Annotated in this window: 15 protein-coding genes and 1 tRNA gene; 3 read left to right on the top strand and 13 right to left on the bottom strand. The window is 61.6% G+C overall.

From position 1 onward, the window contains the following. Positions 1–181 precede the first annotated feature (181 nt). Both EV286_RS04765 and EV286_RS04760 read left to right on the top strand, forming a co-directional pair. Positions 182–258 (top strand) — tRNA-Arg (locus tag EV286_RS04765). A gap of 117 nt (positions 259–375) precedes the next feature. Then, positions 376–789, top strand: coding sequence for a carboxymuconolactone decarboxylase family protein (locus tag EV286_RS04760; protein WP_132955872.1), 414 nt, complete (start codon positions 376–378; stop codon positions 787–789). A gap of 38 nt (positions 790–827) precedes the next feature. Here the strand turns inward: EV286_RS04760 and EV286_RS04755 are convergent, their stop codons facing one another. The 13 genes from EV286_RS04755 to EV286_RS04695 form a co-directional block, all read right to left on the bottom strand. Next, on the bottom strand, positions 828–1,628 hold the full coding sequence (locus EV286_RS04755; protein WP_245500634.1) for an ABC transporter permease subunit: 801 nt from the start codon (positions 1,626–1,628) through the stop codon (positions 828–830). 29 nt (positions 1,629–1,657) lie between these two features. Next, the gene (locus EV286_RS04750; RefSeq protein WP_132955870.1) at positions 1,658–2,452 is read right to left on the bottom strand and encodes an ATP-binding cassette domain-containing protein; all 795 of its coding nucleotides are present in this window, start codon (positions 2,450–2,452) and stop codon (positions 1,658–1,660) included. Between the two features lie 67 nt (positions 2,453–2,519). Next, positions 2,520–3,524, bottom strand: coding sequence for a taurine ABC transporter substrate-binding protein (gene tauA, locus EV286_RS04745; RefSeq protein WP_132955869.1), 1,005 nt, complete (start codon positions 3,522–3,524; stop codon positions 2,520–2,522). Positions 3,525–3,721: 197 nt separating this feature from the next. After that, a complete protein-coding gene (locus EV286_RS04740) occupies positions 3,722–4,426 on the bottom strand; it encodes an ABC transporter ATP-binding protein (RefSeq protein ID WP_132955868.1) in 705 nt (234 codons plus the stop codon). Next, positions 4,423–5,247, bottom strand: coding sequence for an ABC transporter ATP-binding protein (locus EV286_RS04735; RefSeq protein ID WP_132955867.1), 825 nt, complete (start codon positions 5,245–5,247; stop codon positions 4,423–4,425). The genes EV286_RS04740 and EV286_RS04735 overlap by 4 nt, the downstream gene beginning before the upstream one ends. Beyond that, positions 5,240–6,097 (bottom strand): ABC transporter permease, encoded by an 858-nt coding sequence (locus EV286_RS04730; protein WP_132955866.1) that lies wholly within the window; start codon positions 6,095–6,097, stop codon positions 5,240–5,242. Before EV286_RS04730 ends, EV286_RS04735 begins: the two co-directional genes overlap by 8 nt. Next, entirely contained in the window at positions 6,094–7,176 is a 1,083-nt protein-coding gene (locus tag EV286_RS04725; RefSeq protein ID WP_132955865.1) for an ABC transporter permease, read from the bottom strand. Before EV286_RS04725 ends, EV286_RS04730 begins: the two co-directional genes overlap by 4 nt. After that, entirely contained in the window at positions 7,177–8,763 is a 1,587-nt protein-coding gene (locus tag EV286_RS04720; RefSeq protein ID WP_132955864.1) for an ABC transporter substrate-binding protein, read from the bottom strand. It lies immediately after the preceding gene. Between the two features lie 229 nt (positions 8,764–8,992). After that, entirely contained in the window at positions 8,993–9,931 is a 939-nt protein-coding gene (locus EV286_RS04715) for a helix-turn-helix domain-containing protein (protein WP_245500633.1), read from the bottom strand. Positions 9,932–10,579: 648 nt separating this feature from the next. Next, a complete protein-coding gene (locus EV286_RS04710; RefSeq protein WP_132955862.1) occupies positions 10,580–11,623 on the bottom strand; it encodes an AI-2E family transporter in 1,044 nt (347 codons plus the stop codon). A 134-nt stretch (positions 11,624–11,757) separates the two neighbouring features. Continuing rightward, positions 11,758–12,255: a DUF1269 domain-containing protein gene (locus EV286_RS04705; protein ID WP_132955861.1), complete on the bottom strand. Its 498-nt coding sequence runs from the start codon at positions 12,253–12,255 to the stop codon at positions 11,758–11,760. Positions 12,256–12,384: 129 nt separating this feature from the next. Beyond that, complete coding sequence (locus EV286_RS04700; RefSeq protein WP_132955860.1) at positions 12,385–15,474, bottom strand: efflux RND transporter permease subunit; 3,090 nt, start codon at positions 15,472–15,474, stop codon at positions 12,385–12,387. Then, positions 15,471–16,577 carry an efflux RND transporter periplasmic adaptor subunit gene (locus EV286_RS04695; RefSeq protein ID WP_132955859.1) on the bottom strand — a complete coding sequence of 369 codons (1,107 nt, stop codon included), beginning with the start codon at positions 16,575–16,577 and terminating at the stop codon, positions 15,471–15,473. The genes EV286_RS04700 and EV286_RS04695 overlap by 4 nt, the downstream gene beginning before the upstream one ends. A gap of 661 nt (positions 16,578–17,238) precedes the next feature. Between EV286_RS04695 and EV286_RS04690 the strand changes: the two genes are divergently transcribed. After that, on the top strand, positions 17,239–18,390 hold the full coding sequence (locus EV286_RS04690) for an alpha/beta hydrolase (protein WP_132955858.1): 1,152 nt from the start codon (positions 17,239–17,241) through the stop codon (positions 18,388–18,390). Positions 18,391–18,394 lie beyond the last annotated feature (4 nt).

The following is an 18,394-nucleotide window of genomic DNA, read 5'->3' as shown; positions in this document are numbered from 1 at the left end:
TAAGATGGACGAAAAACGGGGCATTTGCCCCCGCTAAGGAGAGGCCGTGGAATCGCAACGCCGCGGCCTTTCGTATTTCTCGGCGCGGATCGCCCTTCGTGCATTTTCCGCATTGAAGACGCCGCGCACCTGGGTTAAGAACCAGCCATCGGATCAGGGCGATTCAACCCGCCCCAGGCATGCACCCGTAGCTCAGCTGGATAGAGTGTTGGATTCCGATTCCAAAGGTCACAGGTTCGAATCCTGTCGGGTGCGCCATTCTTCCCCATTTCTTTGTCACCATATAAGCGTGAATCGCACGTGCAAATTCGCGCTTATATGGTGACAAAGATTGCCGCCGTCCATTGATCGGCTCCAATGCAAGGGAGAGAAACCATGTCGACCGTAAAGCTTCTAACTGACCGGGAGGCCGACGCCATTCCCGCCGTCAAGGCTGTATTCGACGATATCCGCGCCACGCGCAAATCCGAGTTTATCAACAATTTCTGGCGCGGCCTCGCCAATGATCCGGCTCTTCTGAAGCGCACCTGGGAGGGGCTGAAGGCCGTGATGACCGTCGAAGGCGCGCTCGATCCGCTGGTACGCGAGATGGTCTACATCGCTGTCTCCACCGCCAACGGCTGCTCCTACTGCGTCCATTCCCACACGGCCGCAGCGAGGGCGCGGGGCATGACGGAGGCGCAGCATGCCGAGCTCCTCGCGGTCATCGGTCTTGCGGGTCAGACAAACCATCTGGTGACGGCAATGCAGATCCCTGTCGATCCGGAATTCGACGTCAGTGCGAACTGAGTGAGTACAAGTGGTCGCGCGCGCTCGCCTCGTTCGGCTCAGCGGTGGGCGGACCACGGTACGAAGATTCGCTCGATCAAGCGCGCGAGGATTTCCAGAAGGAAAGCGATTGCCGCTATGACGATGATCCCGCCGATGACGATATCGGTGACAAGGAATTGCGCCGCGGACTGGATCATGAAGCCGAGCCCCTGGCTTGCTGCGACGAGTTCGGCCGCCACCAGCGTCGACCAGCCGGCGCCCAATGCAATGCGGGTTCCCGTCAGGATCGAAGGAACCGTACTTGGCAGGATGACACGGCCAAGCACCTGCCAGCGCGTGGCCCCGAAGGATCGTGCGGCATTGATGAAATCCGCGGGCACGGATTTGACGCCGGCCGCGGTCGAGAGGATGATGGGCGGCAGCATGGCGAGAGATATGACGGTAATTTTCGAAGCTTCGCCGATGCCGACCCAGATGATGATCAGCGGCAGATAGGCAAGCGGAGGCAGCGGCCGAAGAAACTCGACGATCGGATCGAGTATCCCCTTCCCTACGCGGCTCGTCGCGAGTGCGAGCCCTGCGGGTACGCCAATCGCAAGCGAGGCGGTGAGCGCCGCGAAGATGCGCAGGAGGCTCGCCAGCGTGTGCTCTGCCAGCGTTGAATCGACGAAGCCGTTGACCGCTACATTGTAGAGGGACCTCGCGACCACGAGCGGCGAAGGCAGGAATACCGGAGACACTGCCCCATAGGCTGAGGCCAGGCTCCAGGCGGTGATGATGACCGCAACCGTCAGGAGCGAAATCGCCAGCGTGCCACGCCGCTTCGCGCGGACCTCAGCAACCGGTTGCCCGGGCATTGCTGTCGGCAGTATTTCGGTTTCGACGCTCATGCCGCGATCTCCTCGTCGTCGGCATGGATCAGCGCCGTCAATTCGTCATGCAGGCTCTTGAAGCCTGCAAGCGCCTTCACATCCTTCGCGCTTCGACCACCGAGCAATGCTTGACCGAACTCGGCCGGGATATCGGCAATGACTCGTCCCGGAGCCGGCGCCAGCACGATGATGCGGGTCGCCAGAAGCAAGGCCTCGTCTATGCTGTGGGTAATCAGCAACGCCCCGGTGCCGCTCCGCGACCAGACATCAAGCAGAAACAGCTGCATGCGCGCGCGCGTCAGAGCGTCGAGCGCACCCAGCGGCTCGTCGAGCAACAGGAAGCGCGGATCGGAGGCGAGCGCACGGGCGATGCCGACGCGCTGGCGCATGCCGCCCGACAGCTCGCAGATGTTCTTTCGACCGGCACCTTCCAGCCCGACCTTGACCAATAGTTCTTCAGCGCGCTGGAGCCGTTCGGCTTTCGGTAGCCCGCGGAGCTTGAGCGGAAAGGCGATGTTGTCGGCGGCATTGAGCCATGGATAGAGGGCGTCGTCCTGGAAGACGACAGCGCGGTCGGCGCCGGGGCCATCGATGTCCCTGCCGTCGACGAGGACGCGGCCTTCGCTCGGCTGGGTGAAGCCCGCCGCCAGATTGAGAAGGCTGGTCTTGCCCGAGCCGGATCGCCCGATCACCACCACGAACTCGTCGGATGCGATGTGCAGGTTTATCCCGTCGAGCACGCGTCTTGCCGTGCCGCCGCGGGCATCGGCATAGTCGAGCGACAGGGATTGCAGTGAAAGAATGCTCATGGGCGACGCCTGTTCATGCAAAAACCCGGTGCGGCAGAAGAACTGCCGCACCGGGACCTTGGGAGGATTAAAGACCGGCCTTCTCGGCCTCCTTGACCCAGCGATCGGAAACATATGGGCTGTAGTCGCTAAGGACAGCCGGGATCTTCCCCTGTTCCAGCAAGAATGCGGAGGTCTGGGCAACCGCCTTGGTCGTGGCGCCACCAAGGAGTTCGGCCGAAGCCTGTTCCTTGAGCGTCGGGAAGTAGTAGCCTTTCAGCAGCTCCGGCACTTCCTCCACCTTGGCGCCTGTCAGCTTGGCGATCTTCTCCGCCTCCGGCGACTGCGCGTTCCAGGATGCCGGATCCTTGCGATAAGCATCGTAGGCAGCGCCGGTGACCTTGACGAAGCCGGTCACGATTTCGGGATGCTTGGAGGCGAACGTCTTGCTGACGATCCAGGCATCGAAAGTCGGGCCGCCCCATTTCGCCACATCGGCCGAAGTGGCGAGAACCGTGCCGCTCTTCTTCAGTTGGGCGAGCACCGGATCCCAGACATAGGCGCCGTCGATATCGCCACGCTCCCAGGCAGCCGCAATTTCCGGCGGCCGCAGGTTAAGGATCTGCAGCGACTTCGGATCGACATTCCAGTGCTTCAGCGCCGTCAAAAGGCTGTAGTGCGCGGTCGAAACGAAGGGCGTTGCTATCTTCTTGCCCTTGAGATCCTCCGGCTTGTCGATGTTCTTGACGGCCAATGCTTCCGCCTCGCTGATGAGGCCGACGACATAGATCGTCTCGATCGGCAGTTCGCGGCTGGCGCCGGCGGCAAGCGGTGACGAGCCGACGTAGCCGATGTCGATCGAGCCGGAGGCAATCGCGGCGATGACATCAGCGCCCGAGTCACATTTCTGCCAGTTGATCTTGGCGCCCGTTTGCTTCTCGTAGGTGCCATCTGCCTGCGGCACGCGCGATGGCTCTACGATCGGCTGGTAGCCGATGTTGACGGTAACCTCGGCCGCATGGGCGAAGCTGGCGGTGAGGCTGAATGCTGCGGCGGCGGCAGCGGCCAGCAGGTGGCGACGGTCTATCTTCATGTCCCTCTCTCCGGCTATGGATCCCTAGACGTCTTCCGGCGGACGATCCGAGGAAGAGAATTCCATCATCTTAAAATCGATAGAAATGATAGAGATATAAAAGTGCCAAGTTCGAAGAGTCCGGACAATTTGCTTCTCTTTTTTCGCCGATAACCGGATGGATAGATTTCGTATCGCCTAAAATAACGATCCGCCGGCTATGCCTGAAGTGACAAGGCAGTACGGTCGAGTATGTGCTCGACCGAGCCCTTCGCCATCATGGCCACTCGATCGCACATATGGGCAACGACGCCGGGATCGTGGCTGACCAAGATGAAGGTCATGCCATGCGAGGCCTTCAGATCGTTCAGCAGGTTAAGGATTCCCGCCTGCACCGAAACATCGAGTGCCGAAGTCGGCTCGTCCAGAAGCAGAAAGCTGGGTTTCAGCAGCAAAGCTCGCGCAATCGCCACACGCTGGCGCTGTCCGCCGGAGAGTTGGTGCGGATAGCGCTGTGCAACGGCTGCCTGCAGGCCTACCTGGTCGAGCGCGGCATGCACACGCTCTGTGACATTCGGTATGCGTCGGATCGACAGCGGCTCGCCGAGAATTCGTGCGATATGGTGACGAGGATGCAGCGACGAATATGGATCCTGGAAGACCATCTGAATGTCTTCCCGCATGGAACCGACGATCTTTTGGCCGGGTACCAATTGCGCGCCGGAAACGGAAATCTCGCCCTGCCAGTTCGTATTGAGCCCTGCAATGGCGCGCAGCACCGTCGTCTTGCCGCAGCCGGAGGGTCCGATCAGCCCAAATGTCTCGCCAGCGGCAACCTCGAAGCTCACGCCGCGCACCGCGGTAAAGCCTTTGGAGCCGCCCTGGAAGGTGACGGAGAGATCTTTTACGGACAGCGCGCTCACGGTTCGCCCCCATAGACCGGCAGGCGCGTCCCATAGGTCGCGGCCGACGGCCGGGCAGCCCATAGCGCACGGGTGTAAGGTGATCGAGCTTGGGAGAGATCGGTCGCCGCCATCTCTTCCTCGATACGCCCCCGTCGCATCACCAGGACTCGGTCAGCATAGCGGGCGACCTGCTGCAGGTCATGGCTGATGAGCAGCAGGCCCATGCCAAACTCCTCTGTCAGTGAGCGTAGCAGCGTCAGGATCTGATCCTGGAGGTCGCGATCGAGAGCCGAGGTCGGCTCGTCGGCAATCAGAAGCTTCGGCCGGTTGATGAGCATTGCAGCAATCATGACGCGCTGCCCCATGCCGCCCGAGAGCGCCGCGGGATAGCTCGCGTAAACGCGCTTTGGATCCGGCAGCCCAACTTTGTCCAGCATGTCGAGCGCCCGCTCCCGGCGCTCCGCGCTTGAAAGTCTGGTGTGCAGGAGCAGCGCCTCCTCCACCTGCCGGCCGACCCGGTGCGCCGGGTTCAGCGAATATCTCGGGTCCTGGAGGATAAGTCCCATGCCCGTCCCACGCAGTGCGTTCCACCCGGACGCCGAAATTGCGCGCAGATCCTGCCCGTCAAAGACCAGGCGTTTGGCCCGCATCTCCGCGCCGCGCGGCAAGAGGCCCATGAGCGCCCGCCCCGTCATCGACTTGCCGGAACCGGATTCGCCGACGAGCGCCAGGACCTCGCGGCCAATGGAAAAGGAAATACCATCGACGGCGGCGGTGCGGCCGGCATCAGACGGGAAGGAGATCAAAAGCTCCTCGGCCGAAAGAAGCAGCTCACCCATGGCGCGGATCCAGTATGTCGCGCAGGCCGTCGGCCAGCAAATTGAAGGCGAGCGATGTCACAAGGATCGCAAGACCCGGCACGGCCGCTACCCACCATTGATCGAAAATCACCTGTGTGCCTTCCGCCACCATCGATCCCCATTCCGCCGTCGGCGGGCGGACGCCAAGCCCCAGAAAACCAAGGCCGGCGGCGGCAAGGATGATGCCTGAAAGATCGAGCGCGAGCCGGATGATGGCCGATGGCAGCACCAGCGGCAGGACATGGCCCCAGAGCAGCCGGACGCCCCTGATACCGACCATCTCGGCCGCCGCCAGATAGTCGCTTCGTCTGAGGATCGCCGTCTCGACGCGAGCCTGACGCGCATAGGCGGGCCAGCTTGTCAGCGCCAGCGCCAGCGCGCCATTGATCAGTCCCGGCCCCATGATCGCCACGAAGGCGAAGGCCAGCAACAGCCGTGGGAAGGACATGACGATGTCGGTCACCCGCATCAGGATGCGTTCGATCGTGCTGCCGAAGAAACCGGCGAAGATCCCGACCGCGATACCGAGCGGCGCCATTAAAAGTACGACGACAAGCACCAGGAGCAGCGTGGGCCGCGCACCGAAGACCAGCCGCGAAAGGATATCGCGCCCGAAGCCGTCCGTTCCCAGCCAATGCGCAGCACTCGGCGGCATGAGCCGGTTGGCAGTCTCCTGGAGGTTCGGATCGTAGGGGACGATAAACGGAGCCAGTAACGCGGCCGCGAGGATGAAGAGCACGACGACGCTACCCGCTGCTGCCGAGGGCGAGTGGAGGACTCGCCGGGCAAACGACCGTCCACCGATCGGCACTTGTTCGACCGCGCTCATCGCTGCCTCCCCCTTTCCAGGCGTGCGACGCCGAGATCGGTCAGCGCATTGAGCAGCACGAAGGAGGCGCCGACCACAAGCGTGGCACTCAGGATCGCCGGCATGTCGCCGGCAAACATGGCGGTTGTCAGGTAACGGCCGATGCCCGGCCATGCGAAGACCGTCTCGGTCAGGACGGCGCCCTCGAGCAGGCTCGCATAGGAAAGCGCAATCACGGTCAGAACGGTCCCGGAAATGTTCGGCAGGATATGAATGAAGACGATCCGTCGCAGGCTTGCGCCTTTGGCACGTGCGGTCGTCACGTACTCCTGACCGAGCTCGGTGAGGATCGCCGCCCGCGTCAACCGTGAGATCGCTGCGAGGGCGTGGAAGGCGAGCACGATCGCCGGCAATGCCAGATGCGCCAACGCATCGCGGAAGGCGCCGGGCTTGCCGGAGATCCATGTGTCGATCAGTGCGAAACCGGTGGCGGGCTTGACCGTATACTGGAAGACCACGTCCGCCCTGCCCGGCCCCGGCGCCCAATGCAGCCGGGCATAGAAGAGCAGCAGCATGAGGAGGCCGAGCCAGAAGATGGGCACCGAATAGCCGAAAAGCGAGATGAAGCGAACAAGACTGTCGACCCACGTCCCATGTCGCATGGCGGCAGCGATGCCCAGCGCGAGGCCGATCGCCGCGCCCAGGATGATTGCCGTCGTCGCCAGTTCGATCGTCGCCGGGAAAGTGCGGGCGATATCCCTGGCAACGGGCTGTCCCGTGGAGATCGACTGGCCGAAATTACCCGAAAGCGCGGTCTCGAGATATCGCAGGAACTGCACCGGCAGCGGCTGGTCGAGGCCAAGCTGAAGCCGGGCCTGCGCATAGGTCGACTGGCTGGCATGGTCGCCGACGAGCTGCAACGCCGGATCGATCGGTGAAAGCCGCGTCATGGCAAAGGTCACGAGCGCCAGCCCGAAGAGCGTCAGCGCAAAGGACCATAGCCACTTGAGCAGCGGCGAGACGAACGACAACTCCCGCCAGGCCTTCAGCTGGCGGGAGTTGTTCATGTCGGCGTCGGGGTTTGTTGCCGCTTGCGGCACTTATTTTTCTACCTTGTCGTAATAGACCTGGTCTGCGTTCAGGCCCTGGGCATAGTTCTTCACCTTGTCGCTTAGCACGACCTGGTCGTTGCCCTGAAGCATGAATACGAAGGGCGAGCTCGCCTGGATCTTTTTCTGCAGATCCTGATAGAGCGCGACACGCTTGGCCGGATCCTGCTCCTTGACGGCAGCGAGCGTCTCGTCGGTCAATTCCGGGATCACCCAGCCGGCATATTTCGCGGCCGTGTTGGTGGAATTATCGCGGTTGATCGCAAAGGCGCTGGCGTTGGAATGCGGGTCGAAATAATCCGGGATCCAGTAGCGCAGCGTCATCTCGAACTTGCCGGAGCGACCGCGGGCATAGATGTCGCTGGCAACACCGGGCTGGATGTCGAGCTCGATGCCGGCCTTGGCGAAGGTCGACTGCAGCGACTGGGCGATCGACAGGAAGGGCTGGTCGTTGAAGACGATGAACTCGACCTTGAACGGCGTCTTGATACCGGCATCGGCGAGGATCTTCTTGGCCTTTTCGACATCGAGCTTGAAGGGCGTATCGGTCAGCGCGCCGGGGAAGCCGACCGGCAGGAAGGCCTGGTGCACACTGCTCTGGCCGCGCAGCAGATCCTTGGCGATGCCGTCATAGTCGACGAGATAGCGGGCGGCGTCCCAGAAGGCCGGTTTGCCGAGCGTTTCGTTCGCCTTGGTGTTGAGCAGGATGTAGTCGGTGCGGGCTGACGGAACGGAAAGCACCTTGATGCCGCTCTTGTCTTTCAGCGCCTCGATCTGGTCGGCAGAGAGGCCGCGGGCGATATCGGCATCGCCCTGCTCGACCAGCAGCCGGCGGGCGCCGACGTCCGGCACGTTGCGGACGATGACGCTTTCGAGCTTCGGCTTGTCGGAGGAATTGGCGTTGGCCTGCAGCACCAGCGCCTCGTGTGGTGTGTAGGTGGCGATCGCGAAGGCGCCGCTGCCGGCGGAATTGGTCTTCAGCCAGCCGTTGCCGAAATCGTTATCCTTGACCTGCGCCGACACGGTCTGCTCGTCGACGATCGAGGCGATCGGCGCCGTCAGGAGAGACAGCGCGAAGCCGGAGCCGACATCGGCGTTCCAGGAGAGCTTGACATGCTTGTCGTCGACCTTGGTGACGGCGGCATCGACATTGTCGGCCGACCAGCCAAGCTCGTTCAGGATGAAGGCCGGGGCCTTGTTGAGCTTCACTGCACGCGTCAGCGAGAAGATGACGTCCTCCGGGCGCACCGGATTGCCGGAGGCGAACTTCGCGTCAGCCAGTTCGAAGGTCAGGCTCTTGCCGTCGCTGCCGGCATCCCACGACGCGGCGAGCGCCGGCTCGATCTTGGTGCCGTCATCGCGGTTCGATTGTACGAGGCGCTGGTAGAGATTGTTGAAGGACTGCACGGTCGTCAACTCGAAGCCCTCGGCGGGGTCGAAGCTGACGGCATCATCGATCGATTGTGCGACGACGAGAACATTCGGCGGCGTCTCGGCGTGAGCGGCCGGCGAGCCAACCAAAAGCCCCAGGCTGAAAACGGAACCGAGCAATTTCGAACGGCCAAAGGCGAAGTTCATGTATGTATCTCCACGAGGTAATGTGCTTAGCGCGGCAATCTGGCTGGGGCCGCCTAGCCTCCACTTGCGATCCGCAAAATAGCGAAGCGCTCGACCGCCACGAGGCTCGATCGTTCCATTTTTCCGCTCAGCAATGGAAAATCCTTCCGACGACCGCCGAGCCGGCAAGCTTCCTTGCGGGGAGCAGCAGATGGATGGAGGGCCCCGCGTTTGGCGGCGTCTCTTCCGGCTATCCCTGCAATCGGCGCAGAAGCGCGCCCAGCCGCTCTTCTGATGGGCAATCCTCGACGTCCGATCGAATTGGGATGCCGCCTCCGCCTCGGTGCCTCACCTCGCTCGGGCTGTCACCGAAGGCCCGCTTGAACGCGCGGCTGAACTCCGCGCCGTCGCTGAAACCGCGCTCCTCGGCGATCTGGAATATGAGGCGCCGATCGTTGGGATCCGTCAGCGCTGCATAGGCGCTGTGGAGCCGACGGTGCTGGATATAATGCATTACCCCGCCAAACGGCTCGAATAGGTTGTACAGCCGCGTGCGCGAGATAGCGAGTTCCCGTCGCAGCAGGTCGGACCCGAGTTTCGGGTCGAGCAGCCGGCTTTGTATGAGTTGCCGCGCCCTTTCGAGAAGGACATTGGCGATCGGCCCCTCGGCCGCGTCGATATGGTCGGCGGATGGCGACACGCATGCGAGGATCATCGCGCGTGTGGCGGCAGCAAGTCCAGGCAGATCGGCCTGGGTAAGCATCGGCAAACGATTGGCCACATCGACAAGGTAATCCGAGAACAACCGTCCCATGCCGGTGCCAAGCGTGGAAAACTCAGCCGAGCCAAGGATGGCCGCCGTCTCGAGCGAAAGATCACGCGGCACAAAGAGCATGATCATCTCGCTTCTGTCGACGACGCCGGTAAAGGAGCGACCAAGCGAATGAATCTGCACCTCGCCCGGACCCGCCGCAAACCGATTCCTTGCTGCATCGGTCCGGATCGATCCGGATAGCAGAACGGTCATCGTCCAGTGATCGACCGGATCCCGTCGAGCATGTGCGGGGAGGCTAGAAAATGCGAGGCTATCAGTGCTGATTTGTGCAAAGACAAGACTTCCAAGATCCCAGAGCTTCTGTCGGCCGCTGAACTCGGTTGTCGTTGGGTCGATCTCGGCTAGTTCAAGCATGGGCGCGAAGCTATTGCGCCACGAAGCAAACTGGTCCGATCGCGGCAGTCCTGCCGTCGAAAATTCAAAGGACGGCAAAACCGATGCCCTCCCCGTTACTGATATCGTGCCTACTGCTTCGTAAGCCGAGGTCTCGAGACTATCGTCGTCAAATTGCCGCTCAAGCATCGTGGTATGCGTTAGGACATCTTCATCTGTCATCGCATCACCTCCAGTGGGCCGATGGCAGGACGCAATCGGCCGCTGAGTGTCGAAAAGCTCTCGCCTACGGAAAATGGCGGGCCTCTACGCCGCGCGCGGGGACCTGTGTGCAGCAGCCCTGCCCAACGCGCGCGATGAGCGGCAGCTCACCGTCGAGCGCAGCGTACCTACCAAGCATGTTGCAGTCACTTGCCGCTTACTATGCCGTGGTCATGGGGCAAGCGATTTGTTTTCCGTAGGTGTCTAAGGCGACGTTTCATTGTCCACGACAGATATCACCGCCGGGAGCTCCACTGCCGTTCTTTCTGTGTGTTGCGACTTGCCCCTTCTCGCAGCCGCCTTATCCCTAACGCGCAATCTAGCCTTTTCGACTTCGTTTCTCAACCGTCAGATGCACTTACGGTAATTTAGCAATATCACAGGTCGCTCGCGCTCCGCGGGCCCATTTCAAGACCCGTTATCCAGCTCGACCTTTGAACCACCCGACAGCAATGTCGCGATCCACTTTCCCGATGGCGTGGCGGCGCAATAGACGATGAACGCGATCAGTATTGGCACTCCGATGAAAGCACCCGAGATGCCCCACATGAAACTCCAGAAAAATACTGCAAAAATAACGGCAAACGGGGATATTGCCAACGAAGCTCCCGTCAGTCGCGGCTCCAGGTAACTGCCGATGATGAACTGGATGACGTTGAGGCTAGTGAAGATGACGACCGCCGTCTGCCACGAGTCGAATTGGGCAATGGCGAACAGTGTCGGAAGTGCCGTCGCAACAAACGGCCCGAGAAACGGGATGTAGTTGAGGGCGAAGGCAATCGCACCCCACGCCCCGGCAAGCTCGAGTCCCGCCCCCAACGCAAATACCCAGACCACCAGTCCAGTGAGAACGCTGGCGAAAGTCCGGACAATCATGAATCGGCGCAGCTTTGCTCCGATCACTCGGTTGGCAGCGAGGATGCGCATTCCGTAAGGCTGGGCGGCAGGCGCAAGAAGGCGCGTATTGAAATCTTCAACCTCCAGCAGGCCGAGCATGACGAAGATGAAGACCAGCAAGGCGAAACCGGCGAAGCTGTTTAACCGCCCTGCCATTCCCTGCACGAAGCCAACCAGCCAGGAAACATCGAAACGGTCTGCCAAGGGGCCCGCGACAGCGACGCCGTGCCCTTCCAGCCAGTTTGTCCACTCGACATAGATCGTCTGGAAGCGCTCAGCGTTGACGAAGAGCCATTGCGCAAGCTTGCCGAACCCCCACGCAACTGCCGACCCGATGGCGACAATGACGACCATGGTCACGATTAGCGTGATCAGAAGTGCCAGGAGCTTTGGCAGCCAGCGCTGCAAAGCGGCCTGACACGGCCAGACCAGCGCAATAACGAATAAGGAGAAGATAAGCGGCGCAAAGATCGATTGTGCAACATAGAGCAAAGCGACCACGAGGATACCGGTCGTGACCGAACCGATCATGCGACTGCCGCCTGCTTCGACCATACCCGCCCCTGGAGTTTTTTACCGTTTTCCGAGCTCCGCCCCATGAGATCGGAGCTTGACTTGCCGTCGCACGAAACAGCGGCCGTTCCGGTCTAGGCCGGCACGGACCGCCCGATACGCCTGATCATTGGAAACTAGCCGGCCGCGGTTGTCTTCTGCAGCGCGTCACGCAAGACCTCTTCCTTCGTTTCATCGAGCGATGTCTTGAGCACGACGCCGCCATAGGGCGATATTTCCTTGAGCACCTTGTCCGCGGTCATCTCCTTGATCAGCACGAACAAAGCTCCGTTGCCCGGCTGAAGATTGGCGGCGAGATCCTTCATGAAGGCATCGTTGATGCCGACGTCGGTCAAGGCGCCGCCGATGGCGCCCGATGCGGCACCCACCGCCACGCCCAACAGCGGATTGAGAAACAGAACGCCGATCAGCAGACCCCAAAAGCTGCCGGACGCAGCGCCGGCGGCCGTGGTGTTGACCATCTGATTCAATTTGATCTTCCCGCCTTCGGTCTTCGTGGCGATGACGGCATCTCCGACCTTGATCAGGTATTCCTTCTGCAAATCGAACAAGCGCTGGCGCACTTCCTCGGCTTTGGCTTCGGTAGGATAAACAATTGCAATCAGATCAGACATTGTTACTCCCCCTTGGACAGGACTTTGAACAGAAGCACCGGCATGAAATCATAGCCGGGAATGTACTGATGGAATTAGCGAGGAATCCCGCGGCTTGGCATTGCGTCTCTTTCTGTTGCCCGAAAGCCGTCACCTCCCGACCGCGGCCGGTTCCGGCGCAGTAGCATCGGCCTTGGTGGGCTCGGCCTCGGCGGGAATGCGGAACCACAGCACATAGAGCACCGGCAGGAAGATCAGTGTCAGCGCCGCGGCCACCACCAGACCGCCGATGACGGTAAAGGCAAGGGGCGACCAGAACGGATCGCGGATGATCGGCAGCATGCCGAGAACAGTCGATCCCGCCGTCAGAAAAACCGGCCGCAGACGCTGCGCCGTGACGTCGATCACGCTCCGCCACGTCCGGCCCTTCTCTTCGATGGCAAGGTCGATCTGGTCGATCAGCACCACTGAGTTTCGCGTGATCATGCCAATCAGCGCGATCATCCCGAGAACAGCGATGAAGCCCACCGGCGTATTGGTCATCAGCATGATCAGCACCACGCCGATCAGCCCCAGGGGTACGACGCTGATGACGAGCAGTAGCCGCTGTACGCTCTGCAGCTGGAACATGAGCACGATGAGGATGACGATCGCCATCACCGGAAGCATCTCGACGACCGCGGCAAGCCCATCCTCTGCGCCTTCGACCGCACCGCCGACCTCGATCGGGTAGCGCGGGTTGGCCTGGCGCAGCTCATCGATCTTGGCGGCGGCAGCTTCAACGACGCTGGCGGCCATCACACCCTCCGCTGTGTCCGCCTGGACTGTGATGGTGGTTGAGCCGTCACGACGCCAGATGACAGGTTGCGTCGTCTGGTATTCGATCGTGGCGATGCTGGAAAGCGGCACCGTATTGTTGGAGCCGACCGGGATCTGCAACGAGCGGATCGTTCCGACGTCCACGCGCTGCTCCGCGGTTGCCCTGGCAACGACGTTGATGAGGTAGATCGAGTCCCGAACCTGCGTGATCGGAAGGCCGGACGCGGTCGCAAACAGCGTCTGGGCAATCACGGACGAGTTGAGCCCCACCAGTCTGGCGCGATCCTGGTCGACATTGATGACGATCTTTCGGATCGGTTCGCTCCAATCCAGATTCGGCTGGAGGACGCCCGGCACCTTGTTGATCGCATCAGCCACCTGCCAGGCGACATTGCGGACTCCCGGGATATCCGGTCCGCTCACTCGGTATTGGACAGGCCAGCCGACGGGCGGCCCCATCTCGAGCGGCGAGACGCGCACGATGTCGTCCGGAAACCTTTCGTCGAGAGCCTTCTGCAGGCGTGCCTGCAGCGCGTCGCGTGCGCCGACACTTTTCGCAATCACCACCGCCTGGGCGCGGGATGGCGCGGGAGCCTGAAGATCCATCGACAGATAGAAGCGTACCGGATCGGAGCCTATGTAGAAGCTCCAGTCGGCCACATCCTCGTCAGCGGCGAGAACCTCTTCGACTTTCGACACATGGGCAGCAGTGGCTTCCTGAGATGCACTCTGCGGCAGGGTCAGCTGCAAGATAAGCTCCGGCCGGTCGGACGCCGGAAAGAACTGCCGCTTCATGGCGGACGATCCGAGAAGCGCTGCCGCAAACATCGCAGCGGTGGCAAGGACCACCACCAGGCGCATCCGCATGCAGGCACGAAGGAAATTCTTGAAGCCGCGGATCAGCGCGCCGTCCGGCTTGGGACCCGTTGCGCTACCCGATTTGAGGACGGCGAGACCGACGATCGGCGTCAGCAGCACCGCCACCAGCCAGGACACGATGAGCGCAAAGCCGATCACCAGGAACAGCGAGCGCGCATATTCGCCCGAAGAACTGCTTGCGAAGCCGACCGGAATGAAGCCGGCAATCGTCACCAGCGTGCCTGCGAGCATCGGAAATGCGGTTGACGTATAGGCATGCGAGGCCGCCTGGATGCGATCGTAGCCCTGCTCTAGCTTCGCCATCATCGTCTCGACGGTGACCATCGTGTCATCGATCATCAGCGTCAACGCGATAATCAGCGCACCGAGCGAGACACGCTGCAGGGCGATGCCCGTGATGTCCATGAACAGGAAGGTCAATGCAAGAACAAGCGGAATGGAGACGGCAACCGCGATACCGGCGCGCAGCCCGAGTGCAAGGAAACTGACACCAAGGACGATGACGACCGCCTGACCCAGCGACGTCGTGAACCCACGAATCGCCGTCTTGACCACCGCCGGCTGGCTCGCCACGTGCGACAGGTTGATGCCGATCGGCAGGTCGTCTTCCAGCTTCTGCATCGTCGCGTCGATGTTTTGGCCGAGTTGCAGGATGTCACCGCCCGAGGCCATGGAAACGGCGATGCCGATCGCCGGCTTGCCCCTGACGCGGAAGCGTGGCTGGGGCGGGTCCACCGTCCCCCTTACCACGCTGGCTATGTCGCCCAGGCGCACGAAACCGGATGTGGTGGGAATGTTCAGCTGCTTGATGGTAGCCTCGTCCGAAAGGCTGCCGGATACTTGCAGGATGGTCCGATCCTGCGCGGAAGTTATGAGACCGGCTGGCAGGACTGCGTTCTGCGCCTGTATGGTGCTGATCACCGTTGCAGCGCTAAGGCCGAGGCTGGCCAGCCGCTCGGTAGAGAATTCGATATAGATCGTCTCATCCTGCGTGCCGATAAGCTGAATTTTGCCGATATTGCCGAGCTTGAGCAGGCGGTTGCGCGCCTCGTAGGCCCAATCGCGCACCTCACGATCGCTGAATCCGTCGGAAGTGAAAGCGTAGATAATGCCGAACGTGTCGCCGAAATCGTCGTTGAAGAATGGCCCACGCACACCTTGGGGCAACGTCGAGACCATATCGCCGACCTTCTTGCGGGCCTGATACCAGGATTCGCCCACCTGATCAGGCGGCGTCGCATCGTCGAGCGTGACGTAGACGATCGATTGCCCCGCCGTCGTCAGGCTGCGCAGGTTGTCGAGATTTGGCACTTCCTCGAGCGTCCGCTCGAGACGGTCGGTAATCTGATCGGTGGTCTGCTCGATCGTCCCACCCGGCCATCCTGCGGAGACGATCATCGTCTTGAATGTAAACTCCGGGTCTTCGTCACGCCCCAGGTTGAAATAGGCAATAACGCCTGCAATGGCGCTCAGAAGTACGAGGAAGAGAACCAGGCTCTGCCGTTTAATCGCCCAGCCCGATAGGTTGAAGCCCTCGTTCATTCTGCGCTTCCTTCAAGCAAGCGGACAGGCATGCCGGGACGAAGCTGCTGCACCCCGGCGACGACGACGTTGTCTCCGCTTGAAAGCCCCTTGGTGACGAGGAAATCCATCGCGTCGAAGCGATGCACCTCGACCGGCACGAGCTTGGTCGTGCTGTTGGCCGCATCGACGATCCAGACGGCGCTCTGGTCGCCCTGGCTGAACAACGCCGCGATCGGCAGCCGCGCCGCCGGCTCGCCAGAAAACTGGATCGTACCGCGTACGGCACTGCCGAAACGGAATTCGTCCGGCGCCGTGTCGAGCCCGACGCGCACCGTGAAGTTGCGGGTGATCGGATCGGCCGTCGGCGAGATCTCCCGGACCGTTCCCGTCGCCTTGATGTTCGGGTTGCTGAGAAGCTGCACGTCGACGCGCGCATCGCCGCCGGTGGTCTGGATCGTGGCTTCGGGAACCTGGAAGACGGCGTCTCGGGTTCCAAGCTGTGCAACGCGCACCACCATCTGACCGCCACCGACAACCTGCCCGACCTCGCCGCCGATCGCGGTGACGACACCGGCGGCGTTTGCCTTCAGGACGCGGTTGTCGAGATTGGTCTGGGCGATCCGGAGGCCGGCTTGGGCTGCGTCGACACCAGCCTGCGCCATGCTCGCCTGAGCGGTGGCGGCCTCGAGGGCCTGGCGAGTCGAGGTGCGCGGGTAAAGCTGCTGTTGCCGTGCCCGCTCGGTCTCGGCGTTCTGGGACTGGGCCTGCGCCGAAAACAGATTCGCCTCGGCCTTGCGCACAGCGTCCTGCGCATCCTCGGCGTCAAGACGCGCGAGAACGGTTCCGACTTCGACAAGATCGCCGACCTCGACGTCGCGCTCCCGGATCTCGCCGCCCTGCCGAAAACTGAAGCTGGTTTCGGTGCGTGGCCGAATCTCACCGACAAGCGATCCGTACGTATCGTCGGGGTTGAACGAAACAGCAACCGTCCTGACGGGCCTCGGCGGCCGCTCCTCGGCTTCATCCTCGCCCTGGCAGCCGATCAGGAAGAAGGCCGCGAGCACGGCCGCGGACACGCCGAACGCAGCGCGAGATCTCGATGCAGCAAGGCGTATGGTCATGGTTGATTTCCCCGAATGCTTTACCGGCACGACGGTTCGACGCCACGCGTGGATGATTGAAGAAATGAAGTAACGTCAATAGGATAGCGCCGCCGCATAGGACTTGACGCGTCATGTCGCACTAGGCGGGCGATGAATGCCATTGACGGCACGGGAGCACTCGCGAAGGAACGCGGCGGCGAGAAAATGCGCCCGTCATTCATCGAAGCGTCTGTCACGGTGATCAAGGCGAACGGTGGAAGTCGTGAGTAGGAACCCAAGTGATGATGCTCCCCTAAACGCCCGCATCAGCTTGCCCGCTGTCCCGGGAACCCGAAGGCGCGGTGCTCCGCCGAGAACTATAGTGCGCTTCAAGAAGCGAAGTGATCAGCATAGAATCCCGCAAACACGCCTGCAGTCCAGATTTTCGCAGTCGATTGCGGAGAACAGCTCTCTCCATGCAGGATTGGCGCATTGTAGTTTTGTCGCCTGAAAGACACGAAACTCCAGATACGACGAATACACCCGGAACTCATCTTCCGCACCCGCCGCGGATAGCTTAAAACTGCGAAATGCTTCGCCTAATGCGGGTAATCCGGGTGATAGCGATCCGAACCGATTGTCTGCGAGGCGCTCTGCTGTTCACGGATTTGAAGAGCTTGCCAGGGAATTGAGCCGAGTCATGCCCTCAGTCCGAGTGTCCGTCATTGTGATCATGCTGCTGGCTCTCGTCGGCTGTGGCGGACCACGCGCGGTGCTCGGCCTTCCCGGGACATCATCGTCAGGAGCGGAGCCGGAGGCAATCGTTCCGATATTCGTCGCGACCACGCGCGCACGATCCGACAATCTTTCACTGCCCTTTTCGGCCGAGCGGTCGAAGACGCTGAATTTCGCGAAGCTCGACATCGGAATCCCGCAAAACCATGTCACCGGACGCGTCGAGAAAACCGGCCGCGTCCCGGATCCGAGTAGGCATTTTTCGGCGATTACGTTCCAACCGATCGATCGGAGACAGGAGTTCATCAGGCAGTTGAACGCGGCCCTTGCGCAGCGCGCACCCGAAAATCGCGAGATCTTCATCTTCGTCCACGGTTACAACAACAACTTCGCCGACAGCGTCTTCCGCAATGCTCAGATCGTCTACGACTACAACATAAAGTCGGTGTCGCTCCACTACGCCTGGCCGTCGGGAGCGTCGATTCCTCTCTACGTGTTCGATCGCGATAGCGCCCTGGTCGGCCGGCGGGGACTTGCCGAGACGATCGAGATTGCCGCACAGACCAATGCGAAGAGAATAATCCTGGTCGGTCATTCGATGGGTGCCTATGTCGTCACCGAGGCCTTGCGCGACCTGGCCCTCAGAGGCCGCACCAAGACTCTGGAGCGCTTGGGTGGCGTGGTCCTCGCGAGCCCTGACATCGACGTCGACGTGTTCCAGAGCCAGATTGAGGACATCGGCGACATCCCTCGACCGTTCACGATCGTCGTTTCACGCCGCGATCGCGCTCTCGGGATTTCCCGGCGCCTGGCGGGTGGCCATCCGCGCGTCGGCAGCGGCTCCGATATCGCGATGCTGCAGGAAAGAGAGATCGGCGTTATCGACGTCTCGGACGTCGACGGCGGCCGGCACAGCGTCTTTGCCACTTCGCAGACGCTGATGGATGTCGTGAACAACGATGCCCTGATGCGCAGCGTACTCAGGGAGGATGAAGCCCCGGCGGGACAGACGATGCTCGCCGACGGTGCATCCGTTGTCGAGGGAGCGGCAAGGCTGGTGATCTTCCTTCCGGGTCGCATTCTGGGCGGAATGGCGCAAGCCGTCGCCGGGCAATAACCGG

Origin of the sequence: Rhizobium sp. BK251 (assembly GCF_004345245.1) — a bacterium.
Lineage (GTDB): Bacteria > Pseudomonadota > Alphaproteobacteria > Rhizobiales > Rhizobiaceae > Rhizobium.
The sequence above is the reverse complement of the archived record's forward strand: the minus strand, read 5'-3'. Positions and strand labels throughout refer to the sequence as shown.